Source organism: Natrinema sp. SYSU A 869, assembly GCF_019879105.1.
Classification (GTDB): domain Archaea; phylum Halobacteriota; class Halobacteria; order Halobacteriales; family Natrialbaceae; genus Natrinema.
Genome location: NZ_CP082248.1, coordinates 500510 through 522007, shown reverse-complemented (window position 1 = coordinate 522007; position 21498 = coordinate 500510). Strand labels below are relative to the sequence as shown.

At 55.4% G+C, this 21498-nt stretch carries 28 protein-coding genes and 7 pseudogenes; 9 read left to right on the top strand and 26 right to left on the bottom strand.

From position 1 onward, the window contains the following. Nucleotides 1-407 precede the first annotated feature (407 nt). Nucleotides 408-1754, top strand: a complete 1347-nt coding sequence (locus tag K6I40_RS06405; protein WP_222913794.1) for an orc1/cdc6 family replication initiation protein — start codon at nt 408-410, stop codon at nt 1752-1754. Nucleotides 1755-2504: 750 nt separating this feature from the next. Here the strand turns inward: K6I40_RS06405 and K6I40_RS06400 are convergent. Continuing rightward, a complete protein-coding gene (locus tag K6I40_RS06400; protein ID WP_222913793.1) occupies nt 2505-2795 on the bottom strand; it encodes a hypothetical protein in 291 nt (96 codons plus the stop codon). A gap of 137 nt (nt 2796-2932) precedes the next feature. Here K6I40_RS06400 and K6I40_RS06395 point away from each other — a divergent pair. Next, nucleotides 2933-3855: pseudogene (locus K6I40_RS06395) on the top strand (MarR family transcriptional regulator). Nucleotides 3856-4041: 186 nt separating this feature from the next. Here the strand turns inward: K6I40_RS06395 and K6I40_RS06390 are convergent. The 6 genes and pseudogenes from K6I40_RS06390 to K6I40_RS06365 form a co-directional block, all read right to left on the bottom strand. Then, the gene (locus tag K6I40_RS06390; RefSeq protein ID WP_222915007.1) at nt 4042-4272 is read right to left on the bottom strand and encodes a hypothetical protein; all 231 of its coding nucleotides are present in this window, start codon (nt 4270-4272) and stop codon (nt 4042-4044) included. Further along, a complete protein-coding gene (locus tag K6I40_RS06385) occupies nt 4250-4861 on the bottom strand; it encodes a hypothetical protein (protein WP_222913791.1) in 612 nt (203 codons plus the stop codon). The genes K6I40_RS06390 and K6I40_RS06385 overlap by 23 nt, the downstream gene beginning before the upstream one ends. 69 nt (nt 4862-4930) lie before the next feature. Beyond that, nucleotides 4931-5509: a helix-turn-helix domain-containing protein gene (locus K6I40_RS06380; protein ID WP_222913789.1), complete on the bottom strand. Its 579-nt coding sequence runs from the start codon at nt 5507-5509 to the stop codon at nt 4931-4933. A gap of 131 nt (nt 5510-5640) precedes the next feature. After that, nucleotides 5641-5835, bottom strand: a complete 195-nt coding sequence (locus tag K6I40_RS06375; protein ID WP_222913786.1) for a hypothetical protein — start codon at nt 5833-5835, stop codon at nt 5641-5643. Continuing rightward, nucleotides 5835-5990: a hypothetical protein gene (locus K6I40_RS06370; RefSeq protein WP_222913784.1), complete on the bottom strand. Its 156-nt coding sequence runs from the start codon at nt 5988-5990 to the stop codon at nt 5835-5837. The genes K6I40_RS06375 and K6I40_RS06370 overlap by 1 nt, the downstream gene beginning before the upstream one ends. 157 nt (nt 5991-6147) lie before the next feature. Next, nucleotides 6148-6707: pseudogene (locus tag K6I40_RS06365) on the bottom strand (hypothetical protein). 231 nt (nt 6708-6938) lie between these two features. On the opposite strand from K6I40_RS06365, the gene K6I40_RS06360 reads away from it, so the two are divergent. After that, nucleotides 6939-7202: a hypothetical protein gene (locus tag K6I40_RS06360; RefSeq protein ID WP_222913783.1), complete on the top strand. Its 264-nt coding sequence runs from the start codon at nt 6939-6941 to the stop codon at nt 7200-7202. A 669-nt stretch (nt 7203-7871) separates the two neighbouring features. Continuing rightward, nucleotides 7872-8066 (top strand): hypothetical protein, encoded by a 195-nt coding sequence (locus K6I40_RS06355; protein ID WP_222913780.1) that lies wholly within the window; start codon nt 7872-7874, stop codon nt 8064-8066. 108 nt (nt 8067-8174) lie between these two features. Here K6I40_RS06355 and K6I40_RS06350 read toward each other — a convergent pair whose 3' ends face one another. The 8 genes and pseudogenes from K6I40_RS06350 to K6I40_RS06315 all read right to left on the bottom strand — a co-directional run bounded on the left by K6I40_RS06350 (nt 8175) and on the right by K6I40_RS06315 (nt 13427). Next, a complete protein-coding gene (locus K6I40_RS06350) occupies nt 8175-8876 on the bottom strand; it encodes a DUF2270 domain-containing protein (RefSeq protein ID WP_222913779.1) in 702 nt (233 codons plus the stop codon). An 86-nt stretch (nt 8877-8962) separates the two neighbouring features. Continuing rightward, nucleotides 8963-9673: pseudogene (locus K6I40_RS06345) on the bottom strand (DUF955 domain-containing protein); the annotation flags it as partial. Nucleotides 9674-9796: 123 nt separating this feature from the next. Next, nucleotides 9797-10719: pseudogene (locus K6I40_RS06340) on the bottom strand (transcription initiation factor IIB family protein). A 248-nt stretch (nt 10720-10967) separates the two neighbouring features. Then, nucleotides 10968-11228, bottom strand: coding sequence for a hypothetical protein (locus K6I40_RS06335; protein ID WP_222913774.1), 261 nt, complete (start codon nt 11226-11228; stop codon nt 10968-10970). A 540-nt stretch (nt 11229-11768) separates the two neighbouring features. Then, on the bottom strand, nt 11769-12017 hold the full coding sequence (locus K6I40_RS06330) for a hypothetical protein (RefSeq protein WP_222913772.1): 249 nt from the start codon (nt 12015-12017) through the stop codon (nt 11769-11771). Between the two features lie 158 nt (nt 12018-12175). Then, the gene (locus K6I40_RS06325) at nt 12176-12520 is read right to left on the bottom strand and encodes a hypothetical protein (RefSeq protein WP_222913770.1); all 345 of its coding nucleotides are present in this window, start codon (nt 12518-12520) and stop codon (nt 12176-12178) included. Between the two features lie 88 nt (nt 12521-12608). Then, on the bottom strand, nt 12609-13127 hold the full coding sequence (locus K6I40_RS06320; protein ID WP_222913768.1) for a transcriptional regulator: 519 nt from the start codon (nt 13125-13127) through the stop codon (nt 12609-12611). Between the two features lie 156 nt (nt 13128-13283). Next, complete coding sequence (locus K6I40_RS06315) at nt 13284-13427, bottom strand: hypothetical protein (protein WP_222913765.1); 144 nt, start codon at nt 13425-13427, stop codon at nt 13284-13286. Between the two features lie 303 nt (nt 13428-13730). Here K6I40_RS06315 and K6I40_RS06310 point away from each other — a divergent pair, with 303 nt between their 5' ends. Continuing rightward, nucleotides 13731-14246 carry a winged helix-turn-helix transcriptional regulator gene (locus tag K6I40_RS06310; protein ID WP_222913763.1) on the top strand — a complete coding sequence of 172 codons (516 nt, stop codon included), beginning with the start codon at nt 13731-13733 and terminating at the stop codon, nt 14244-14246. A gap of 174 nt (nt 14247-14420) precedes the next feature. Further along, nucleotides 14421-14777, top strand: a complete 357-nt coding sequence (locus K6I40_RS06305) for an ArsR family transcriptional regulator (RefSeq protein WP_222913760.1) — start codon at nt 14421-14423, stop codon at nt 14775-14777. 240 nt (nt 14778-15017) lie between these two features. Here K6I40_RS06305 and K6I40_RS28155 read toward each other — a convergent pair whose 3' ends face one another. The 9 genes and pseudogenes from K6I40_RS28155 to K6I40_RS06260 form a co-directional block, all read right to left on the bottom strand. Continuing rightward, on the bottom strand, nt 15018-15149 hold the full coding sequence (locus K6I40_RS28155) for a HalOD1 output domain-containing protein (RefSeq protein ID WP_255681480.1): 132 nt from the start codon (nt 15147-15149) through the stop codon (nt 15018-15020). A 278-nt stretch (nt 15150-15427) separates the two neighbouring features. Then, the gene (locus tag K6I40_RS06295; RefSeq protein WP_222913758.1) at nt 15428-15604 is read right to left on the bottom strand and encodes a hypothetical protein; all 177 of its coding nucleotides are present in this window, start codon (nt 15602-15604) and stop codon (nt 15428-15430) included. 409 nt (nt 15605-16013) lie between these two features. Next, entirely contained in the window at nt 16014-16406 is a 393-nt protein-coding gene (locus K6I40_RS06290; protein WP_222913756.1) for a hypothetical protein, read from the bottom strand. Then, the gene (locus K6I40_RS06285; RefSeq protein WP_222913754.1) at nt 16406-16750 is read right to left on the bottom strand and encodes a hypothetical protein; all 345 of its coding nucleotides are present in this window, start codon (nt 16748-16750) and stop codon (nt 16406-16408) included. Before K6I40_RS06285 ends, K6I40_RS06290 begins: the two co-directional genes overlap by 1 nt. Continuing rightward, entirely contained in the window at nt 16750-17214 is a 465-nt protein-coding gene (locus K6I40_RS06280) for a hypothetical protein (protein WP_222913753.1), read from the bottom strand. Before K6I40_RS06280 ends, K6I40_RS06285 begins: the two co-directional genes overlap by 1 nt. Next, nucleotides 17211-17855, bottom strand: coding sequence for a hypothetical protein (locus K6I40_RS06275; protein ID WP_222913751.1), 645 nt, complete (start codon nt 17853-17855; stop codon nt 17211-17213). Before K6I40_RS06275 ends, K6I40_RS06280 begins: the two co-directional genes overlap by 4 nt. A 123-nt stretch (nt 17856-17978) precedes the next feature. Next, nucleotides 17979-18326, bottom strand: coding sequence for an SWIM zinc finger family protein (locus tag K6I40_RS06270; RefSeq protein WP_222913749.1), 348 nt, complete (start codon nt 18324-18326; stop codon nt 17979-17981). A 599-nt stretch (nt 18327-18925) separates the two neighbouring features. Continuing rightward, nucleotides 18926-19281 (bottom strand): annotated as a pseudogene (locus K6I40_RS06265) (type II toxin-antitoxin system PemK/MazF family toxin). After that, nucleotides 19282-19551, bottom strand: a complete 270-nt coding sequence (locus tag K6I40_RS06260; protein WP_222913747.1) for an AbrB/MazE/SpoVT family DNA-binding domain-containing protein — start codon at nt 19549-19551, stop codon at nt 19282-19284. Between the two features lie 234 nt (nt 19552-19785). Here K6I40_RS06260 and K6I40_RS28150 point away from each other — a divergent pair. The 3 genes and pseudogenes from K6I40_RS28150 to K6I40_RS28145 all read left to right on the top strand — a co-directional run. After that, a pseudogene (locus K6I40_RS28150) lies at nt 19786-20045 on the top strand (hypothetical protein); the annotation flags it as partial. Nucleotides 20046-20184: 139 nt separating this feature from the next. After that, a complete protein-coding gene (locus K6I40_RS06255) occupies nt 20185-20451 on the top strand; it encodes a HalOD1 output domain-containing protein (protein ID WP_222913745.1) in 267 nt (88 codons plus the stop codon). Between the two features lie 141 nt (nt 20452-20592). Beyond that, nucleotides 20593-20786 (top strand): annotated as a pseudogene (locus K6I40_RS28145) (hypothetical protein); the annotation flags it as partial. A 67-nt stretch (nt 20787-20853) separates the two neighbouring features. Here the strand turns inward: K6I40_RS28145 and K6I40_RS06250 are convergent. After that, complete coding sequence (locus tag K6I40_RS06250; protein WP_222913743.1) at nt 20854-21048, bottom strand: hypothetical protein; 195 nt, start codon at nt 21046-21048, stop codon at nt 20854-20856. 150 nt (nt 21049-21198) lie between these two features. Beyond that, nucleotides 21199-21420, bottom strand: coding sequence for a hypothetical protein (locus K6I40_RS06245; protein ID WP_222915004.1), 222 nt, complete (start codon nt 21418-21420; stop codon nt 21199-21201). Between the last annotated feature and the right edge of the window lie 78 nt (nt 21421-21498).

Here is a 21498-nt window from a genome sequence, read left to right as displayed (position 1 = left end):
GGGTCAAACGATCCTTGTTTCTTGATCTGGGTATGCTACTTGACTTTCAGGGGCGGATCTCTTAGCGATCTCCTGTATGACTGCTAAAAGCCCTGAATTCTCCCCTTCAGGATTAACCCGCTGGCCAACTCTGGATGGGAAACCTATGTCTTTGGGTATAGAAAGGTGGCATTCTTCCGGCCGCTATTTCATTTCGCACATGGGGTGAGGCTCTACTCCTATCTTCTAATGGTGATCTGCACTATTTCATATCGCACACGGGGTGCCTCTTCTGTTTGATTTCGCCCGCGGTTAGATGTCTTTGAAATGACTCCCCCTATACTGCGCCTATATCTGGTGAATTCGGAGTATTTAACATCGCACACGGTACCCACATCTATTTATGGAATGGACTGTATCCCGATAACATGGCTGACGGCGACGAACAACAGTCTCTCTCACAATCCATTAAAGGCCGTCTTCAAGAGGGGGTCCAGAATTCTGTTTTCAAAGACAAAGGACTCCTCGACCCAGATGCCGTCATTGACGAAGACAGAATCGTTGGTCGCGATCAGCAACTGGACGATATTATCACATACCTCCGACCTGCCCTCCAAGGTAATCGCCCTCCGAACATGCTTCTCTACGGCCCATCTGGGACCGGAAAATCACTCATCATCAATGCTGTCTGTCAGCAGGTTCTAGAGCTAGCAAACGCTCAAGAAGATCGATTCGGCGTAATTAGAGTCAACTGTCAGACGATCAAATCCCACGATCGTGCTGTCTATCGACTCGTTGAAAGTGCAGCAATCGAAGTCGGCGTCGATCCTGGGGTTCCTGAGAGCGGTGTCTCAACTGACCAGAAACTGAATCGGTTCTACGAAATTTTGAGCGATTATTTCGACTCTGTCATTATCATTCTTGACGAGGTTGATCTCCTTGTCGGCCGGCAACGCGAACCAAATGATGAGCCAGCATACTCGAAGTTACTCTATCAACTCTCTCGTGCATCTCAGCTAGGACGAATCGAAGGACACGTTTCAGTCGCAGCTCTCACAAATGATCCACGGTTCATGGAGAACCTCGATGGACGAGCAGAGAGTTCATTCAATCCGCAGGATGTCGTATTCCCGGACTACGATGCGAATCAACTTCAGTCGATTCTGGGACGTCGTCGCGATGCTTACCAGGAGGATGTCCTTGAGGATGGTATCATTCCTCTCAGCTCGGCGTACGCTGCGCAGGACCACGGTGACGCACGGAAAGCGATTGACCTTTTCCGGAAAGCAGGCGAGATTGCGGATCGGCAAGGAGAAGATATGGTGCGCGAAGAGCACGTCCGTGGTGCTCAGAAAGAGGCCGAGCGCGACCGTACCTTAACACAGATGCAAGGGCTTTCGACACAGAAGAAACTCTCACTCTATGCGACTGCCGTTGTCCCTATCCACTCTCAGCGGAACCTGAATGCTGTTCCGAGCACTGTTGCGTACCGAGTTTATCAGTATATCACTGATATCCTGGATACTGACGAAAAATCGCGCGATTCCTATCTTCGATACATGAGCGAAGCGGAGACCTATAATTTTGTCACGTCAGATAAACGAGGACGGGGCTACGGTAGCGGAGTTCATAAGGAATACACGTTCGTTGATGATCCCGAAGTAGTTGCTGAAACACTACAGTCAGATATCCGACTCGAGGAAGTCGAACACGACGAGGACTTGGTCAAGTCCGTTGTTAACGCTCAGATTGAGGATTTCTTCGAAGGAAAATAGCAGACAGGTAGTTTGACATTCTCCCGATTTCATATCGCACACGGGGTATGGCCCAAACATGTCAATAGGTTATTTTACTAGGGAATATGTCACCAATACATGATATTCATCTCTCACACGGACCCCCACCTTCTAACTAGTCATATTCCAATATTTAATTTACTGTAAAATATGCTCTATTCTCTGACGGGTTTGTGACGGAGGTGTTCTCTCTCCGATTTCACTTTGCACACGGGGTGATTCCTGGTCTAATTCATATCGCACACGGGGCCTGCTTCTTCAAAACCTGAGAATACACTTTGTACACGGGGTGCTATTCATTGAGATAGATCACTCATCTTTATCGACTGAACTTTTATACTTTAAGCGTATTTCTCTCCATCTCGCTACTGCCAGTCCGACACCACGCGACCGTGGCGACTGCCAGCCTGCTTCTGATACGCATGGCATCTCTCGTTTCGACTGTCGCGTGAGCCCACACACGCGACGGAATCCCACCCCCGAAAAGGCACACCGCGAGCGGGCGTTTTCTCTCCCCGCGCCGCTTGCGGTGTTTTCAACACCCCTCATGGACCCCATTGTTCCCAGTCTATTGGAAGAATTCCGTGTTAATTGTCACGAAGAAGGCGTCTCTGACAATCCGGTTCTCGATGAGGGACCACACCCCACTATTTCCAGTAAAGCACCGTCTCCTTGTCTCTCCGACCCAAACGATGACTAGCTCTCCGAATCGACTGGACATTTGTACTTTCACTTGATTTTTTCGCCCTCTCTCCACTGCCAGTAGTAGTAGCGGTTGTCGTTAATTTCCTTGATTGTGATCGAGGCCTTCGACGGGACGTCGTCCGGGAGGTTGTCGGGTCGTTCCTCGACCTCGTCTTCTCCCAACTCTTCCTTGAGACGAGCCTCACGCTCCTTGTGTTCGGCCAGTTCCTCGGCGTAGCTGGCAACGTCCCGCAGGTGTTCCGGTGTGAAATCGTTGAGCGTGTTGACCACCTCCGTCGGGAGCTTCGCCGGTGAGGCCGGTGGTTCGTAGGACATCGGCTGCTCTTGTGTTAACCAACAGGGGACGCCAATCTGTAGTTTTATTGGTTAAGACGATGGCGTCGGTTCCATATCCGCTGTCTGTAACACTACTCGAAACTTCTTTATAAACTAGTTTCCTACTATGTTACACCGTGCTCCGGCGCATCGAACTCGAGGTCCTCGCCACTGTCGAACGCGGCGACACGATCTCCGCGCTCGCTATGAAGCTCGACCACAGCGTGAGCTACCTCTCCCGTACTGTCGCGGACCTCGTCGAGAAGGGGCTCGTCTACACGGAACGCGACGGCCGCCGAAAGCGGATCGTCCCTTCAGATGCTCGAGCCGTCGAAGTCTACTAGGACCTCGTCCGCCAGCACTCCCACATCGACTTCCCTGAGCTGTTGACCGGCAAGGCCCTCGAGGTGTTGTACTATCTCGACCGACCGCGAACCGTCTCCGAAATCGCTGAACGGAGCGACAACTACCGTAACACTATCAACCGAGTCATCAAGTAACTCCGCGACCGTGGTCTCGTTGGCACAGACGACGGATGCTACGACTTAACGACGACTTCGACCGACTACACGAGTTCGCACGCGAACTGGCGCATCATCTCCACCGACAGCGCCTCAAAGCGGTCGCCCCGAACGGGACGATTCTCTGGAGGACCACGACGAATTTCTTGCCCAAACAGAGACGGAGATAGAGGCGGACCAGTTCCACGAAACCGGTCGCTCGGTTCGCAGCGTTCGACCTTCAGTTTTTGCTGACCCGCCACCGCTACTACCTCTACTTTGAGGACCTGGAGGGAGTCTCGCCGGCAGAACTCTGTTGTCACACGCTGTTGATGGACGACGACACCTCGTCACCGCTCGTACTGTCTCCTGTTGCTCAGCCATGTCGACGTCGACGAGAGCGACCTCCGAGAGCAAGCGGCGAAATACAGCCACAAAGACGAAATCGACGTCCTGCTCCGGTACCTCGAAACGCAAGGAGAGGTCGACGATGACCGCCTCCCGAGTGGAACGAGTTTCAGGAGCTGACGGCTGACTATGAGGTGGACCTACCCCAATGAGACAACTATTCGGCCGGGAGTACATTGAGACCGAGTTCCAGCGAATCGCGGATAGACTGTCTGACCCGCTCACGGTCTACCTGATCGGTGGCGCTGCGTGATCTTCTCGTCTACTGACCTCGCAAGAGTAGTATTGGACGTCATCTCTGTCGTAGCGTCCCCAGCGTAAAGCAGATCTGTAGGCAGTCACCGGTCGCGCAGACGATCTCGAGCGGCCGCAAACTGAACGGGATCCGTGTCGCCAGCAGCGGCCACGTCGTTTGCGGACTGGAGCTGGGAATCGATGAGTCGATTCTGCTGGCGTGACCACTCACTATCGTCGTGCGTGCGGACGTACTCGGCCCATCGCTTGATCATCGCACGTCGTTGCTCCGTGTTCCGGCGTTGGTCGTCCTCAAACTCCTTTGAGTTCAGCATAGTAGTCCTCAACTCCGAGATCTTTGACATAGCCTTCGAGTTGCTCCGTCTTAAATCGTTCCTCGAACGTCAGATAGAGGTGAAGTGCATCTTCGAAATCCTTCCCGCTGAGACTGTCTGCAGCTTGTGAGAGGCGGAGTTTGTACGCAATTTGGAGTTCGATGGGACTGATATTGATCTGTCCCTCATCGAATGTGACGGTGAGGGGGTTCGAGAGCGCCTCGCGTTCAACGTCGTTTGAGACGAACCACGTCTCGAAGTTCGGATACATCTCTCCGTCCTCGGCGATCCGGATTCGGCTGCCGTCGCTCAACATTGAACACATCTCATCAAGCGGCATCGCCATCCCCCAGTAGCCTCGGTTTTTGAGTTCAGTAACCAACTGCTCGGTCTCCGTTTCGGACAGCGACTCCAAAATGACGTCGATGTCCTCTGTTGATCGAGATCTCCCAGTGAGGATTGCGACATACCCACTGACGATGACGTAGTCAACGTCACAGGCGTCGAGGGTCTGTGTGAATGCGAGTACGTCTTTATCGAGTTCTGAAAGTTCTCTTGAAACCGTGAGTGTGTCGTCACTGAGTTCCATCAGTTTCCTCCAGGGAACATGGATAAATTGGGCGCTGCGTTACCTGTATCCGTTCTTTCGTTGCAATATTCATTCGTTGACCCTTTCTTTGGTATCGAGACTTACGTCCTCTCTGATCTCGTAGTGCTCGTGAACAACGGATCGGAGCGCCTGGAGGATGATCTCGGCTGCCAGCGGCGAGATATCGAGATCTTCGGCCATCAGCCGGTGGGTTACCTCGCCTCGTTCGCGGGCGACAGCGTAGATGAGCGCCGTTGTGAGGCCGGCGACGCCGTGGCGGTCGATGTAGGTGTCGATGTCGCCGTTGGTCTCACGACGGCCGACCGCGTCGATCAACGCCGGTGTGATTGTATACTTGCGGTCGCCGCCGGCCGTCGCCACGGTCAGGTCGATCTCACGGGCGGCGTATCGCCGGGGCTGCTCGTCGTGGGTGACCTCGACGACGCCGGCGTCGACGAGCCGGTTGACGTAGCTGTAAGCCGTGCCCTGGGCAAGGTCAAGCTCGTTTATCAGTTCCTGGACGGTTGCCTCGTCCTCGCGAGCGAGGTACGCGTACAGCTGGGCCAGTTGGGGCTCCTCCAGCAGATCCGCTACTGAGAGGAAATCACGGACGATGTCGCCGTTGGCCCGGTTTGACGTGCGTGACATAGCGCTTCTTGATTACAGTTTACAGCGAAACAGTAAAGAGTGTTTGGGTTACTCCGCCGGCGTCGCGACGAGATGCTCCTCGAGGTCAACTACTCGCTCTTCGAGGGTTCACCGCACTTGTCGAGTTATTCTTACTCGAGTACTTCAACTTCAGGAGTTGCACCAGCTGGCCCAGCAACTGCTCTCGCACGCTCGAGTTCGCGAGCCTCTCGCTGGGCCTGCTGTTCGAGTGCACTTGCTCGTCGAGAGTGCTCGTCACCTATTTCGTCGACGATGGCGTCATCGATCGTGAAGCGCTTGCCACGGTGATCGATCTGCTCGAGCATCAGTATGCGTCCTCTTGAGCAGCGTCTCGAGCGTCCGCCTGCAAGTGATCGTATCGGACTTCACACTTGTCTGAACAGAACCGTCCGGCGTACCCTGCTTGATCGCGGGCGAGTCTCGTACAGGTCGGCAGTCGACACTCGTTGCGGTCGGTCATTAGGCGATACCTCGATTCAGAAACGAGTCGTTTCACTGTCTGGCGACGCTGGTACTCCATCAGCTATATTCATGGATTGCTGCGGGGGCTCTGTTCGAGCCCCCGCACCCCTTCTGGGGCGACAAACTGCCTTGAGCAACGACTCAGTTATCCATTGTCAGTGACTGAATGTCCCATCTGGGGCGGGAACTAGTCCAGTACGAATCTCGAGATCGAGACGCCGAAGATGCTTACAGCCGTCGTCTGGCTGACGTTGCTCGAAATCTGGACAGCTACACGTCTCTTTCTCGATGTCGACCTCGTAGGTATGTTCACTCTCACTCACAACCTCGTAGCGAGCGCCCGCCGTGGCAAAGCGGACGTCCATGTCTCACTCAATGCACGGCGAGTTCGTGGGTCGTCGATCGAGTAGCCACCTTCCTCGAGTGGGGTTGATAGTGCTGGTGTTTCACACTGGTCTCTGAACTCGTTGCGACGATTGCGTTCTTGGCCACAGTTCCGACAGCGCCAGTAGCGTGTGCGGTACTCGTAGCCATCGGTGAGATCGATCTCGTATGGTGTCGGTTCCCTTCCTGGGAGCCACTCGTCGATCGCGATAAGTTCATGCCCGTTTAGTCGAGCAACGTCTCCGGAATATCTCTGCTCTCGGTCACTTGTGTTACTGCGGTCATGGTGGCACTGCTGCTGCTCGCGATGGATCGGTTGATCTCTACTCATGGGTACTTTCGAGGCACACATCGTCGCGCCTCACCCGTCAGGCGCGAAAAAACACCTCAGATTTCAGGTCAGGGAATCGGTTGTGAGGAGATAATTCTGAATAGGGATCTCAGTCCTAGTTTGCTCGAATGAGCACTCCGATACCATTTGGCACCTCCCAGAGTCTGGCCTATACCCGCTGAGGGGTATTCTTAAGCGAGTCGATAGCAAAGAGTGGTATACGAAGTTGAGATGAACGATCTCTCTGATCCACGGCCACCGCTTCCGCAGTGGATATTGGACACGTACGATGTCCTTTGTACGCACAGTCTCAACTCGGCTGAGAAGGAAGACGTCCAGTCGATCCCTCGAGAGCAAGCGCTTGAGGTTCTCTACAATATCGATGAATTGGCCCTTGAACCCGAGGACGCGACCCATGCACTCACCCGATTGATTGAGCGAGGCTACTTTTACGAGGTTGACGGCGAACTTCGGGTGACGACGCCAGAAGACTAACTCACGCTTTTCGAAGCGCAATACTGGCTTTATAGTGTAACCGAGTATCGGTTTCCGTGATCGTTCCTCCACCGATATCCGCTGGATCAATAGAAACTGCTCGTCTTCGCGTTGATCACGCCGATCCAAAATATGTGGCAGCGGTAGTCTCAATTGCGTCGATGATTGAGTATTCCTCAGAGGTCTGGCGACGCGACTCGACAGCCACACGGCGCCGCGACATGCTCCATCGGACCGCGTGTGTGTACCAGAATCACCGCTTTCCCGCAATGCGGACACGACGGCAGCGACCAGTCTTCCTCCTCTTCTGATTGTGTCTTCTCGCTCATAGCCACCTCGAGCGGCGACTGTCGCGACCGACGGCTACTCGAGTGCGATACGACTCTCGTGCGGGACGTTTATATCCCGTTAGAAGTAAGCGAAACATGGCTTGCAAACCGCTCGTGTTTGGAAGCCACGTCTCGGGTGCATCACCACCCGGGACATTTCAACGCATGCCCCCGCGACAAGGTGGAGCGCGGCTTCCATCTTGATTAATGATATCTAGTCACTTATAACATTGGGATTACAACTCGAGAGAAATAGTTTGGTACCCATCTTGCTCGGTGACTCTTTGCCGGTATTCTGGCCGTTGTGCTCTGATTTATATACGATCAGCTACTGCCGGCGATGTCTGAATTCGAATACAAAGATGACCGTCTCATCGCTGTCGCACTGACTGAGTTCAGCGTCCAGTACGAGCAGGCCGATCCTGAACTTGCTGAGCATGCATGGCAACTGGCTGCCACCCGTCTTGTCGATCACGATAGGCGGCCCGCTAGGGCTGTCGACGAACTCGAGATTGGAGCGCCAAGTAGAGAGTGAGACTAATCAGAGAAACCAATCTTAATTGTCAGAGAATAGCTCACATAATACTATTCTGATGAGAACTACCGTTCAGTACAGAGAACGGATTTATCGGTCTGTCTCTTTCTAGTCGTCCGGGTCCCCTTCACGAAATTCACCCTTGGCATGGCGCTCGTGGGGCCAGAAGGTGACGCCTAGCAGTACGATGTAGAACACACCCACAACGGTAACCACAGCAATCCCGGGGATATGGTCGATTCCAGCGGTTGTCAGCCAGTCTTGGCGCGGCGCGAACGCTGTAATCCTGAAGATCCACGCGACCAATAGGACACTGAGCAGAGCAAGGTACACACGCTGGAGCCGGTTTGCGAGTGCTTCGTGTAACGAGACTTTCAGCGTCGGCCTGCGATAGTCTCTGCTCAGTTCCGCTCGCCAGTCGTGATTTTCAGTGCCTTGGGACGGATCGAGGGCGTTTGCGAGCAGGTTCTCTTGGATGACTCGAGTACGAGAGCGAAAGACATCGTAGTCCCGGTACCGTCGTGCTTCGATACCCACAAAGATAGTGACGACAACGATCCCGATCAGCAAGATATAGTGTGGGTGATCGGTACTCGAAAACGCCCACGTCAAGATTGCTGCCATCAGCGTCACCGCCCACTTCGTCGTCTCGTCGAGGCGCTGCCGCCACGTCCCCACTCGGTCTATCTCCCCGCGATAGGCGTGGGCCATCACCGAACCGAGTCCCGTACTGTCGTCAACCATTTCGCGGCCGATCTCCCGTTGGTCTGGTGCTGTTGGGTCGAACTCGTCGCTACTCGAATCGGTCATACAGGAGAGACGTCTCCTCGCTCCATAAGCAGTTATGGTGACGGAGTAATCTGAGTGTCATGTACTGGAGAACATCGAACAGTACGTAAGCGTGCGTGGGCGTATTCGTGGACGAGCGTCACAGCGAGAGCAGCGTCGTTCTCACGATTACGGACCTTGACCAGTGATCGTTCTGCAGGAGAGCGATACTGACAGATGCCTTTGGCGTCGCCATGAGTCCACTCCGTTGGGGAGACGACCTCTACATCTACGTCGAGTGATGAGGCCACCTCGAGAAGCACTGGGAACAGTTCGCTGGCATCTCCACTCGCATCGGTCTCGAGTTCGGGGAGTGGGTCTCCCTCAGTTTGGGAAATATCGAAGACGGGCGCTGGCCGGAAGCCCACGAGTCCTTTTGACCACTCGTTGGGCAGTGTTTCATCGTATTCACAGTCGCTTCGATCGTGGTACGACGGTGAGTTCTCACACTCGGGGCACTGCTTTGCGATGATCGGTGCCCAGATCCAGATTGCACTCTCGCCCTCTTTCACATGCCGGTTGAATTCGTTTTGCCACGTTCGATAGCCGGCGACGCGAGTTGCGTGCGGACACTGTCGAGTGATTAGCAGCGTGTTTCGGTAGGAGTAGTCATGGAAGTGACTCTGCACATCGAGCCACTCCTGGAACTGATCACTCGAGACTGCGTCATCAACCTTGTCGACGAGGTCTTCGACCCAGGTTTCCATCGTGCTGTGCATCTCGTCACGTCTGGTGTCCGAATTATCGAAGGACACCTGCGAACAGTCGCTCGTAGTCATCGTTTGTGACGACGGACGCTCCGTTCTGGAACGCCCCTCACCCCTTTGGGGAGAAAAACACACTCGAGGGAGCGCTCGAACGGCTCCGCTACACCCGTCTCATCTGGGTTGCGACGATCAGGCTCAGGTATCGATCTCGAGTAAGTCGTCTCGCCGACTGCGGAGCGTGTTCGGTGATGTTCCTGCGATATCGGCGATCCGCTGTTGGGAGAGACAGAATCCGACTCGCTGGGCAGCGAGATAGAGACAGCCCGCTGCGACGCCACTCGGCCGGCGGCCGATCGTCAGTCCGCGTTCGCGTGCCTTCTGTGCGAGCTCGAGTGCTTGTCGACGAACCTGATCTGGGACTTCGAGTTCCGTCGCAAGCCGTGGAATCCGATCTGTTGCTGCAATCGGCTGTGTCGGTAACTCGAGTTCGACGTTCATCGCGGTGTAGGCGTTGGTGAGTCTCTGCTGATCACAGCGCGCACAGGCTGCGACTTCTGCTCGTGATCGTCCGAGTCCGTTACACCGAGCTGTTGCGTAGACGCTGGCTGCAGCCACCGCCTCGAGCGATCGTCCGCGACAGAGCTGTTCAGACTGTGCAGTTCGGAACAGCGAACACGCCTGATCTCGGATACTCTGTGCGAGGCCGAGACTTGCGACGATTCGCCGGATTTCACCGAGTCCATAGGCGAGGTTCCGTTCAGCTTTCGACTGCCATTGGGCACGGGACTGTTCGCGACGCAACCGATTCAATTGTCGGCGTTTCGTGCTCGAGAGGGTGTTCCATGTCCGTCTTGCTTGTACCCGATCTCGGTGGAGAGGCCTCGGTCGTGGCGTGTCGGTGTCAGCGGGGCGCCGGTCCGTCTCTTGGATCCCTGCTCGTCATGTCGACCCCAGTCTGGCCCTCGGTCTAGTTGGGTATCCTCAAGGATCAGTCCACAGTCCTCACAGATCGTCTCGCGGTCAGTCGTTCGAACGCTGCCATCACAGTCTGGACAGGTAGTTGTAGTCGTCTGAACGCCTTCGCCAAACGTAGTCGTGTAGATGTCTCTCGTTGCCATCGATAACTCCGAAGAGGACAACTGATCAGCCCCTTCACCGCTACTGGGGCGATAAACACCACTAGCTGATTCCAGAGTCCAGTAGAAGGGTCCGTGGTATCGGTGCCAAATTTCAGGTAGCTTCTCCCAATCGACACACCACTTGAGAGATGGGGGCTCTAACACTGGTCTCTGACCGGCGTTTCTCGAGACATCGAACCCCAGCGGTACGCTTACTCACAGTCAGCAACCAGTACTGAAGGGAACACTCACGCGGTTTCGGTGACGATCTCGGTACTGGCCTCGAAGGTCACCGCTCGCGTTGACAGTGTCTCGGTGATCTCCCGGCGTTGCTCGAGTGTGAGGTCGTCGCGCTCAAGGACTTGGCGGGACGCTTGGACGAACCTCGGAATGTCGTCGCAGGCACTCACCACCGCTTTCGACTTGTTGCAGTCGTAGAAGTCAGCTGCACGTTCGATCGCGTCTCGTTGATATGCGTAGTCCCAGTCCTGATTCGCATACTCGTACACACGACCCCCGAAATCCTAGCTTTTCGGCTCACTGAACAACCTATTTCGGTCCAAACGTCGGAACGTATCGGCTATCCAGATACGAACGGCGGCTCGAACAACGGATCGACTCGATATATGCACACGACGAGTCGCGGCTCGTGTGCATATTCGGGGAATGGGATTTGTCGACGGGAAACCCCAGGGCAGTTGAGTTGAAAGGGTGCTTCATAATCTTCTATTCACTCGGAGGTTAGCTGAACACCGCGATAACTACGTGTGCGTACTGAGCAGAAGTGCTGTCCACGGATAACAACACTGCTGTAACTACTCCTGTAGTCACAATAGCGCTTAATAGCGTAATCAGGTAGAAGTGCTAATGATGTGTAACGTGTGTGGTCAGGAGATTGAGGGGAGACGACTGTACAAAGCGAGCGTGGGAAGCAATAGCGGCCTTGGTGTATATCATCCGGATTGTGTCCAGAGAGGAAGATAACTACCCCGGCCGGCCGACTTTCGATTATTCTTTCTCCTGTACTGAACGGCAACTATCTATGCTTATTAAGCGGTGAGGTATGGTCGGAGCAGTTCAACGTACATCTCGGCATCTGTTGGCTTCTCGATTATCTGGTCTGCCTGTGATACCGGTGCATTCTCGGACTGCATTTGTGGTTTCGAGCTTGTCATTACGACGACAGCGAGGGGTGGAGTGCCGTGGTGGATCTCTGTCTCGTAATACTTCTCAAGTTCGTCCTTGATTGCAAGGCCATGTGGCTCGTCTTGGCCGGCGATCGCTCGTCTCCAACTCAACAGTCCCTATATCCCTCTATGAGGGTCGAACAGCGCTCTTTCGAAGTGTCTGTTCACTCCGGAAATCGAGTCAGTCGAATCTCAGCGTCTCTTCCTGACAGAAGTAACAGTCGCACTTCTCGAACGGATCCCCTCAACACGTTCGGCAATGCCTCCGCCTACTGCTGCTCCCACAGCATCTCGATGTGTTCCTCGATGTGATCAAGGACGAGGCGGCTCACGTCGCGGTGGTCGTCCGGCCACTGAGCGTTCTCCGCGTCGGTGCGGCTAGCGGCCGGCGGTGGATGGAAGTGATCTCGTGAGTTGTGTGCGTTTGGATGCCGATCCCACCGACACTTCCACGCCCTGTCCCGTCGCACCTCCTGGTAGTGGAAGTTGAAGTCGTCGTTGCGATACCAGCGAATCTCAAAGCGAGCAGACGCCTCGTTCGGATAGTAGTTGCCTGACAGCTCGACGCGGAGGTGCAGCTTCCCCTCCTTGACGATCTCCGCCGATTCGAACATGCGACGCCCAACGAATCGGGAACGCATTCGCTCCAACATTGACCGGTCTATCGGTGCGGGACTCGCACCGTCATCCGTCGGCACCATCTCAGCTGTGCGACGGGGCCGTCGAGCCGGCGGCCTTTCTCCTGGCGCGTTCGTGTAGGCGACGCTCCTCAATGAGGGTGGCCCAATTACCGAGTTCCACGTACACGTCGTCAATCCGCTCCGCGTCGAACTCGAGGACATCAACCTCGGCGGGCGAGTCGACCCCATATTCGCCGCGGTACTCCTCGATCCGGTCGGTCAACTCCGACACGCGGGCCTGCAACTCGTCGACAGTGTTCTCCCGCGCCAGCTTGTTGACCCGCCGCCACTCGAAATAGTCGTCGTTGCGCTCGTACCTAACCGGCCGGCCCTCATGCCGAATGACGATGCCGAGGTCGGCGTAGAAGGACAGGTGTGTCCGTGCCGACTCCCCCGAGCAGTCTGCCCGCTCGGCAATCTCGGCGGCCGTCATCGGCTCTCGAGCGTGTAACACCGCACCGTACACGCGCTGCTTCGTGTCCTCGCCTTCGAACGGTCTATCGAACGGGGGCGGGCCGTCGTGACGGCCATCGTCTGTCATACTCCTACCAACGGGAGTAACACATATATTTCTTCCTCCGGACAAAATATATCGCTCAAAGTCATAGTCACTCGCCATGCACCCCAACCATCTTCGACCCCACGCTCGCCACCACCCACGCCATCGTGTTCTGGATCTCGATCGTCATGGTGAGGATCAATCCTCCTCGGTGTTGCTGTCTGCGCTGAGTCCGTCGTAGGGCAGTAGCTGTTCCTCGCTGTCCCCGTCTCCGACGGGCGGCTGTCGAGAAAGGGGGACGTCTTCGTCGAACGTGTGTTCGTATACGTCTAGGAGTGGCATGATGATCAGTCTTGGAAAGCGCGTATTGCTTGTACACGCTCCCTTCACCCCTCTGAGGGGGTGAGCAACACCACGGTCGATCGCGTCGGAAGCACAGAGGGCTACAGAGAACCCAAGTGATACAATCGAGAGGCTCTGTTGAAATCCTTAGAACATGATAGGTTTGGCACCCTCTGCGGTAAGTACAGATGAAGTAGTTGCCGCTCGGTACGTGTATGGATGTGCCATCAACAGTTTTCATCCTCACCCTCCGTATTCTGGTTCAGGCACTCGATTCAACTGGCTTGACAGTGAATTACTGCCATGGTCGATGATCCGCTCAACAATCTCGATCGCCGTATCCTACACTTATTACAGATAGACGCCCGTGGTGCCAGCGATACGGCCATTGCCGATGAGACTGATGTCACTGGGACAACGATCAATAACCGAATCAAACAACTGGAGGAGGAAGGGGTTATTATCGGATATAATCCGGAGATCAATTACGAGCAGGCAGGCTATCCGATGCGCGTCTTGTTCATCTGTTCGATCAATCTCTCTCGACGGTCGGAAATGGCCGAGAAAGCACTTGAGGTACGGGGAGTTGTCAACGTTCGGGAGATGTTGGCCGGTGAGGAGAACCTCCATGTTGAAGTCGTGGCCGAGGCAACATCTGACGTTAAAGAAAGTACCGAACAGTTAGACGAACTGGGCCTGCGGATCATCAGTAGCAATATTCTGGCGGAGGAACATATCCAACCGTGGAATCACTTCCACCAAGAGTTTGCGGGCGAGGATGCCGAAACACCCTCTGAAATTGGTTCCTCAGAGGAATAGTGACTCCCAGAACGATTATGAACATTGAATTATTAAACTTTTGCCAACAGCGGCCCGGATGACACACATTTTGCTTGGAAAAGTCAACCCGCAGTTCGTCTCTGCATGAGATTGTAAAATACGTAGAGTTATCGCAAAAAAGCGGTTAAGAGGCTCACGACCAATCGATACATGATGGGAGAACCAGATACGTCACGACTTACTGAAACACTTGACCTCTTGACTCATCCGTACCGTCGCTACATGTTGTATTATCTGACATATGAATCGGAGGAGATCAGCGTTGACACCCTCACGACCGCAATTACTGAATGGGCCGGGGATCAGATGGGGGAGGGCCGAAGCGCAGACAGGAAAGCCGTCGAGACCGCCCTTCGTCACACGCACCTCCCAAAACTTGCCGACATGGGCATTGTTTCTTTCCGATTGGACAGGGAACTCGTTGAACTGAGAGATACGGATGGGATTGACCAGTTCCTCGCTGACACAGCACGTATCGACGGATACGTGCAACCCGTCGCTATCGATTAAATGCGTTCTCGCGCTCAGTCACCCTACACACCTCACCGACTCCTGACGTAACTCTATTAATCGACCATCTGTCTTTATTTGAGGGTAGTTTTGAACCGGACGTCGCGGTCAATAAGCACGTGTAGTGAGCATGCGTTTCACGCTAAAATACATCTGAAGAATAGGATTTCAACAGAGCCAATTGAGACTAAGACAGAGTCTACAGTTCGCATGACTCACTGCTGATCGAGCGTTCGTGGTTCAGGTGGCACGAACGAGCAGTATCTTCTCGGTGAGTTTGACGTCATACTCACCAACCGAGAACGCGACCGACACCGATTCGCCGGTTGTGACGAGCCGATCAAGCGCCTCAGTGTCGATTGTGTCGGACAAGACGATCCCGTGGGTTGGTCCCAGCTCGGTTGATGGGCAGTTTTCGAGACTCGGATCGCTTCGAGAATTGCGGTGCTCAGCGGCGTTTCCGCCTACTCGTATTCGACTTGCTTAGTTACCATGATTCACCCCCTCCGCTAGCCCAGCCCCTGCTCCTGAAAATCGCTCGTGCTGGGATCGGCAGTTCGGACAGGCGTGGAGCGTTCCGGTGTTATCCGAAAATACCCGCTTGTACTGTTCTGTGACGTGTGCGCCACAGTTTGAACAGTTGGGCATCGTCACACCTCCACAACCGAATGTTCGTACATGGCACGCGTCGTCTCGAGCTCAGTGATCGCACCTGAGAGGGTCAACGGCTCGGCCAAGTGATCCTCGAGCGTTTGCAGATCGGCTAGCACTGCTTCGAGTTCGGCCTGCACTCGTTCGTCAGACCAGCTGTCGGTGGACTCGCTCATCACGACTCACGCTCCGGGCAGCCAGGCGCATGCGACAGGTTGTCCTGTCCACCGAGTTTGACTAGCAGCTCGCGTTCGCAGTATGTACACCGGACGTACGCCTTCCCGCCCTGTTCCGGCGGTTCGACATGCCGCATGTACGTCGGTTTCTCAGACTCACTCTGAGTAGCCTCAGCGGCTACGGTCCCACCGTCGGAAACCAACCACTACGAGCAGTTACCTCGGCTTCCGCACGCAGGCGCAGTTTTCGGCCCGTGTCGGTTTCGTAGTGTTCTGCTCGCTGTACAATCTGTTTCAGCTCTCTGAATCGGCTCATCTGTCAAACCCTCACCCCTCTCGAGGGGAGAACAACACCACCGAGCGGGGAGCTGGGCGTCCAGTGCTGTCGCTGGGTGTCTTCGTGTCTGATTCAACTCTCGTTAGCTTCTGCGGTCACTGTCTCTCGATCCCACGCTGGCTCCCATTCGTTCTCGTGTCCGTCAACGTGGTCTGCATACGCCGAAAACCAGTAGCGATTGTAGCCACGAGACTCGGTCCCAAGCCACTTGCCCGACGCGAGCGCGCCGTACTCGTCAGTCTCGGGAATCGGCTCAGCCTCTTCGATGGACCACGTGTACTGGCTGTCGAACTCGGCGATGAAGCCCTGGTCGCCAGACGGTTCACGCAGCGTACACCGAGTGTTGCAGGTCGCACAAAAAACACCCTGATAGACAAGGTGTGTCCATTCGTCGGAGCCACAGACAGGACACTTCACCGTGTCGAACGCACCAGCATACCGCTCTTCAGTGTCGACGATCGCCATCACTCGTCACCTCTCTCTGGACCGATCCGTGTCACGTGACCGATCCTGGCGTGGGCGCCAGCCAGTACCAGCGAAACGTGCTCGAGCATCGAGATATCGGTCACGATCGTGTTCCCGTCCTTCTGGAGGACGACGACACCGCTGTCGTGGAGCCAGACGGAGACGCCAATCCCCCAATGATGCCATCGGCCTGGTGAGAGTGCTCTCGATGGAAGTGAGACACTCTCGTCACCGCGATCGATCGCTGCCTGAACGCCCTGGCGAAGCGCCCACACTTGCGAGTCGGTGAGCGTGTCCTCGGGTGCGTCAATCTCGTCGACGTACGTCAGCAGATCGGCCACCATCAGACCTCACCTCCGATGATCCGGTCGATCTCAGCCAGTTCGCGCGCTTCAGCAGCCTCGTCCGCATATCCGACGTCGGTGGCATAGCGCTCGAGGACAGCCACGGCTCCATCGTCGTCCGTGGCTGCTCGTTCGAACAGCTCTTCAAGAACAGTGACGACCACACGATCGGCGACCTGGCGACCGGCATCAGCTGCTTCACTTTCGATGCGACCAAGCCGTGACTCGGGATACGCGTAGGTTTTCGAGGGCCTGGACTTCAGATTTGAACAGTAGACGACATCGAACACACGATCGTCGTTGGTTGTGTCGAATCGTGAGTTCCCGTAATTATCGAGCAGATCGTAGTTGTTTGCTTCAGACCACTCGGCGACTGTCTGGCCAGTATCTGCAACCACGTGGACTGGCCGCCCCTGTGCGAGATCCAAGCAGACGTCACCAAGTTTGATCGACTGTTCGCTCATCGGCTCACCTCGTCGTCACTGAGAGTGCGAGCAAGCGTTGCGGCCTGCTGTTCAATCGGCTCGTGGTGGGCGTGTCTGACGTTCAGGAGCGCAAGGTGTGCTCCAAGCCCCCACAGCTCTGCACGGTGCAGCTCGTCAGCAAACTCCGTGAGAACGTCGTCAGTCGTCTGGCGACCATCGGTGAGACCGTTGATCCGAGCTGCAATCTGATGAGGGATTGCATCTCGCCAAGAAGGATCTCGTCCTGTGTAGTCGGCCATCGTCTCGACGAGTCCCGCAAATGCCTCGACACGTCCGTCGACCGTGATGTCCCATTCTTCGAGGTCATCCTCGTCGACGGCGTACGTCACAGCGTCGGGTTCCTGTCTCTCGAGGAGAGCCTCGAGAGCCGCTCGCTTCCAGCTGCGGTAATCGCGGAAGCCCCAGAACGTGGCGAACTCTTCGAGCGTCTCGATCGAGTACTCGATTGAGATGTCGGCGCGAACACGCTCAGTCGTCTTGTCACTATGGTCAGTGATCCGAGTGACCGGCCCACTGGCAGTCGCGAGGAACCGTCGTGGAAGCGGCGTCGTGCAGTCGGTTGACTGCGCTTCATCGGGTGTTTCCGTTGGCTGTGCTGCCGTCTCGTCTGCTCGTGACATCTGTGATACCCTCCATCCCTCTCGAGGGTGCAACAACACCACGTGCGATACGTTCGTGCGGATGCTGGTCGACTCTGACAGAGTTACCCCACGATTTAGAGTCATCTCTGCCCGTGGGGTAACTCACGGCGCTGGTGGATTCGCTGTGGCCTGCAACCCACAGGCCTCGAGTTCGCGAATCCGCTGTGCGTTGCGTGCAGCCTCGAGAACGGACGTTCGGATCGCGACTGCAACCCGATGTTTGCATGCACCTTGGTAGTGTTCGTCTGCTGGACACGGACAGCTGTGCGGCAAGCCGTCCTTGATCGTGACCAGATACTCGTGGTCCTCGGGCTTTGCATGGCTGGCGTTGCGAACAAGGACGCCCTGCGCGACAAGTTCGAACTCGAAGGCTTCGTACTGGGCGCGTCGGAGCGTCCGCTGGGTCGGTTCAAGTCGCTCAAGCGGATGTGCTGATGATGATATTGACATAGGGCAGGTGTAACTACCGTTAGACTGGTCGATCGTGTCGAGTTACGCGCTCTCGCAGTCGGAGCAGATCAGTTGAACGCCAAGATCACAGACAGTTTCACAGCTCTGGGTCGGAACGAGCCCGAACTTTCCGCAGTAGTTACAGCTCGTGTTAGTGTGCTCAGGCGCGTCGAATACGTCTAAGCGGGAATGCTCAACGGTCGAATCGGACTCGGTAGTGAACTCAACGGCGAGTGGGTTCGTGATCCGGCTGGCAGTTTGCATCGTCTTTGATTCCTCTACCCCTTTCGGGGAGCGAACAACGCCACCGGCTATTCAGAGAACGGACGTCCAAAGCGTGAACGAGAACCAACAAGGAAAGCCTGGCAGCACAACGAGCGAACGCAGCGACCGATGGGAGCAAGGTAAGCGCAGTGAGCAGCCTGGGACCTGGAGGTGGGTGGGAAGCGGTGGAGTGGGCTGGAAACGACGCACCAGAACAGCCACCCACGCAAAAGACGAGAATGAAGGGCCTGCTCGGTTGCGTTAGTCAGGAAGTCCCACTCTCAGGAGCCGCCAAAGACGACGAGTAGGGCGGAGTAGTTTACTTGTCCGGGAAACTACCACGAGCCGCGCAACCCAAGGCTATACTCGAGTGCGCTATCAACCTCATTCATCCGCTCATCGGGGATAGATCCGACGACGTTTTTGATCCGGTGTTCGATCGACACAGTTCGGATCTGACTGCACATCGCGACGGAGTCCTCGCGAAGGTGGCTTTCATCGGCCGTTATGAGCACTTCAACGGATACAAATCGTCATCAACCGACGTCGTGAACGGGACGATGATCGTTGTGGGTGCGTTTTCGTTCCCGACGTTATTCTGGACGACGAGACATGGTCGCGTCCCCCGCTGCTCCGATCCTTTCGTCAAGTCAAGCTCAACGATCACAATGTCTTCCCGGCGCACCTCCATCTATTCCCACTTCGGGACGTCACCGAGATACTCGTCGGCCTCTTGCGAAACGCTATCCATCTCCTCATGGAGGTCTCGAAGCTGATCGGCTCGCGCACGATACCCGGCCGCTAGATCGTCTTGAGTGATCGGTTTCTCGATAACGATTTTCCCCGACTCTTTGCGGATTTCTATCTCGCCACCGCCGCTAATGTCAAATTCTTCGCGCAGTTCCTTTGGAAGAGTGATCTGCCCGCGGTCGCCAACACGTCGTTTCTTTATCTCGCCCATACGTATTCATATCATATCCATATTCGAAAGGATATCGGGCGGAGGCAATTGCTTGGCTAGCCAATTATCCGGCCGTGCTGGACCCTGTGGATTCTGAGCGTCCTCCACTCTCTAAGAGCGATACATCTTCAAGGAGTGCTACTGTATCACAATGGTCGCACGTTAGTCGGGCCAGTTGTCGCGAACCGTCACCGCCTGCTTGTTTTCGATATGGCGGTGCTTGAGGTATTCGCCGTCGAGATCAAATCAACAATGCACGAGCATTCCAACGACAGCCCGGTAACTAGAAGGTCTACCGCGAGTGCCACGAGAAACTCCGGCGGCACGACGGCTGGTACTGTTTCGTCGTCTACCGGTCACATGGACGACCGGACTGCACAATCCTACCTGACAAAATGGTCTATTCGAGCGAGTTACCACTGCTCCGGTGGTACGGTAGCGGTGATCGCCGTGGAACCGAGCAAGCGAAAATCTCGATTGACACTATCTTCTGAATAAGTGATTCTCTTCGACCCTAATCACTCATTTCTCTCCTCCTCAGAATATGTCAGGAAACTGTTCAGAGGCCGATGTCTGACGCACGTCATTAGAGGAACGTCTGGTTTTATGTGTTAGTTCCTGACATCGGAGATTGTGCAACCCAATCAATCACTCAGTCTGAAGATTGTAGACAAAGTCGCCGAACGTGAAGGAGTCCAACCCGAAGAGCTCAACCCACCGATCCACTACGCGATCAACACGGACGCACTTGACTCACTCTATGAAGCAAGCAACTCCGATAGGAATCCATCCAAAGTAGAATTCGTCTACAAAGGCTACACGGTGACTGTCGATAGTACAGGCGACGTGGATATCGAGAATCGTGTAGCAACCCTCGACCCTGAGAAAACCGCAGTGTGACCCGCTTTGAGCCCTGGAGCTAAAATTCGATCTCTTATTAGTCGGTCTCAACGGCTGTCTCAGTAGTGACTTCGAAAGCCCTGCTCGAGTCGAAAGCGTCTCGGCAATCTCCCGGCGCTGCTCGAGCGTGAGGTCGTCGCGCTCGAGGAAGCAACCGTTGTCACAGATCACTCCGCCGAAGGTGCCGTCGAAACCGGCGTGATGCGGTTCCGGTTCTCCGGCGAAATGGCGAACGTCAATGTTGTTGATTGGAATAGTGTTGCCGCGCCGGAGTCGCCGAACACGCCGAAGTCCACATCGACTACGGCGTTCCCGCCCGGAGCGGCAGAAACTAACCGGCAGTCTCTGATAGTATAGAGTTAAAAACTTTGGAGAGCCTTCACTGAAAGTCCGCCGGTCATGTTACATGGCCTTTGCAGCGTCCAGGAGAGATGACCGGTTAGAGGGGAGGGGGATGACGGCGGCGGGGACAGTGACCCCTACCGGACAGCCTACCTCGACCGTCCAGGGCATGCCGCCGCCGCTGGCTGTGGAGAGGACGGCGGGATCACCCTTGTTGAGGCCCCGTTCGAGGACCGTACGGACGGTCCTGACCATACTCGATACGTCAGCTTCAACGCTGATTGCAAGGAAACCGTCGTTGCCGTTCGGGCAAGTGGGCCCCTCCAGTATGTGGTGAGTCTCGCAACAGCGTTAGCCTCGCCGCGGTTGCTCAACCGAGTGCTCACCGACAACCGTCTCGAGTCATTAGAAGATCCGCCGGCAATCTTGCGGGACGCTCGTTGTATCGGTGCACTTTCCGATGAAGCACTCGAGGATTCCGAGATGCTTCGTGAGGCGTTCATCGAGTGGGGCACCAGCCTCGAGGATCTTACCGCAAAACTCGCAGCCGGTGAGTACGAGGATCGCAACCGCTTCCGCAGCGAGATTATTCGCTCCGCTCACGGGCTTGCTGGCTCGATCATCCATCTATTCGATGCCCTCGAAATCGATATCGTTCGAGAGCTTTGCGTCCCGTCGGGACTCGAAACCGATGCGCTAGACGAG

What these genes read in the sequence shown, in the direction of transcription:
- K6I40_RS06405 (WP_222913794.1), top strand. Translation starts at nt 408, where the DNA reads ATGGCTGACGGCGACGAACAACAGTCTCTCTCACAATCCATTAAAGGC.
- K6I40_RS06400 (WP_222913793.1), bottom strand. Translation starts at nt 2,795, where the DNA reads ATGTCCTACGAACCACCGGCCTCACCGGCGAAGCTCCCGACGGAGGTG.
- K6I40_RS06390 (WP_222915007.1), bottom strand. Translation starts at nt 4,272, where the DNA reads ATGCTGAACTCAAAGGAGTTTGAGGACGACCAACGCCGGAACACGGAG.
- K6I40_RS06385 (WP_222913791.1), bottom strand. Translation starts at nt 4,861, where the DNA reads ATGGAACTCAGTGACGACACACTCACGGTTTCAAGAGAACTTTCAGAA.
- K6I40_RS06380 (WP_222913789.1), bottom strand. Translation starts at nt 5,509, where the DNA reads ATGTCACGCACGTCAAACCGGGCCAACGGCGACATCGTCCGTGATTTC.
- K6I40_RS06375 (WP_222913786.1), bottom strand. Translation starts at nt 5,835, where the DNA reads ATGCTCGAGCAGATCGATCACCGTGGCAAGCGCTTCACGATCGATGAC.
- K6I40_RS06370 (WP_222913784.1), bottom strand. Translation starts at nt 5,990, where the DNA reads ATGACCGACCGCAACGAGTGTCGACTGCCGACCTGTACGAGACTCGCC.
- K6I40_RS06360 (WP_222913783.1), top strand. Translation starts at nt 6,939, where the DNA reads ATGAACGATCTCTCTGATCCACGGCCACCGCTTCCGCAGTGGATATTG.
- K6I40_RS06355 (WP_222913780.1), top strand. Translation starts at nt 7,872, where the DNA reads ATGTCTGAATTCGAATACAAAGATGACCGTCTCATCGCTGTCGCACTG.
- K6I40_RS06350 (WP_222913779.1), bottom strand. Translation starts at nt 8,876, where the DNA reads ATGACCGATTCGAGTAGCGACGAGTTCGACCCAACAGCACCAGACCAA.
- K6I40_RS06325 (WP_222913770.1), bottom strand. Translation starts at nt 12,520, where the DNA reads ATGTTCGAATCGGCGGAGATCGTCAAGGAGGGGAAGCTGCACCTCCGC.
- K6I40_RS06320 (WP_222913768.1), bottom strand. Translation starts at nt 13,127, where the DNA reads ATGACAGACGATGGCCGTCACGACGGCCCGCCCCCGTTCGATAGACCG.
- K6I40_RS06315 (WP_222913765.1), bottom strand. Translation starts at nt 13,427, where the DNA reads ATGCCACTCCTAGACGTATACGAACACACGTTCGACGAAGACGTCCCC.
- K6I40_RS06310 (WP_222913763.1), top strand. Translation starts at nt 13,731, where the DNA reads ATGGTCGATGATCCGCTCAACAATCTCGATCGCCGTATCCTACACTTA.
- K6I40_RS06305 (WP_222913760.1), top strand. Translation starts at nt 14,421, where the DNA reads ATGGGAGAACCAGATACGTCACGACTTACTGAAACACTTGACCTCTTG.
- K6I40_RS06295 (WP_222913758.1), bottom strand. Translation starts at nt 15,604, where the DNA reads ATGAGCGAGTCCACCGACAGCTGGTCTGACGAACGAGTGCAGGCCGAA.
- K6I40_RS06290 (WP_222913756.1), bottom strand. Translation starts at nt 16,406, where the DNA reads ATGGCGATCGTCGACACTGAAGAGCGGTATGCTGGTGCGTTCGACACG.
- K6I40_RS06285 (WP_222913754.1), bottom strand. Translation starts at nt 16,750, where the DNA reads ATGGTGGCCGATCTGCTGACGTACGTCGACGAGATTGACGCACCCGAG.
- K6I40_RS06280 (WP_222913753.1), bottom strand. Translation starts at nt 17,214, where the DNA reads ATGAGCGAACAGTCGATCAAACTTGGTGACGTCTGCTTGGATCTCGCA.
- K6I40_RS06275 (WP_222913751.1), bottom strand. Translation starts at nt 17,855, where the DNA reads ATGTCACGAGCAGACGAGACGGCAGCACAGCCAACGGAAACACCCGAT.
- K6I40_RS06270 (WP_222913749.1), bottom strand. Translation starts at nt 18,326, where the DNA reads ATGTCAATATCATCATCAGCACATCCGCTTGAGCGACTTGAACCGACC.
- K6I40_RS06260 (WP_222913747.1), bottom strand. Translation starts at nt 19,551, where the DNA reads ATGGGCGAGATAAAGAAACGACGTGTTGGCGACCGCGGGCAGATCACT.
- K6I40_RS06250 (WP_222913743.1), bottom strand. Translation starts at nt 21,048, where the DNA reads ATGGTCAGGACCGTCCGTACGGTCCTCGAACGGGGCCTCAACAAGGGT.
- K6I40_RS06245 (WP_222915004.1), bottom strand. Translation starts at nt 21,420, where the DNA reads ATGGATGATCGAGCCAGCAAGCCCGTGAGCGGAGCGAATAATCTCGCT.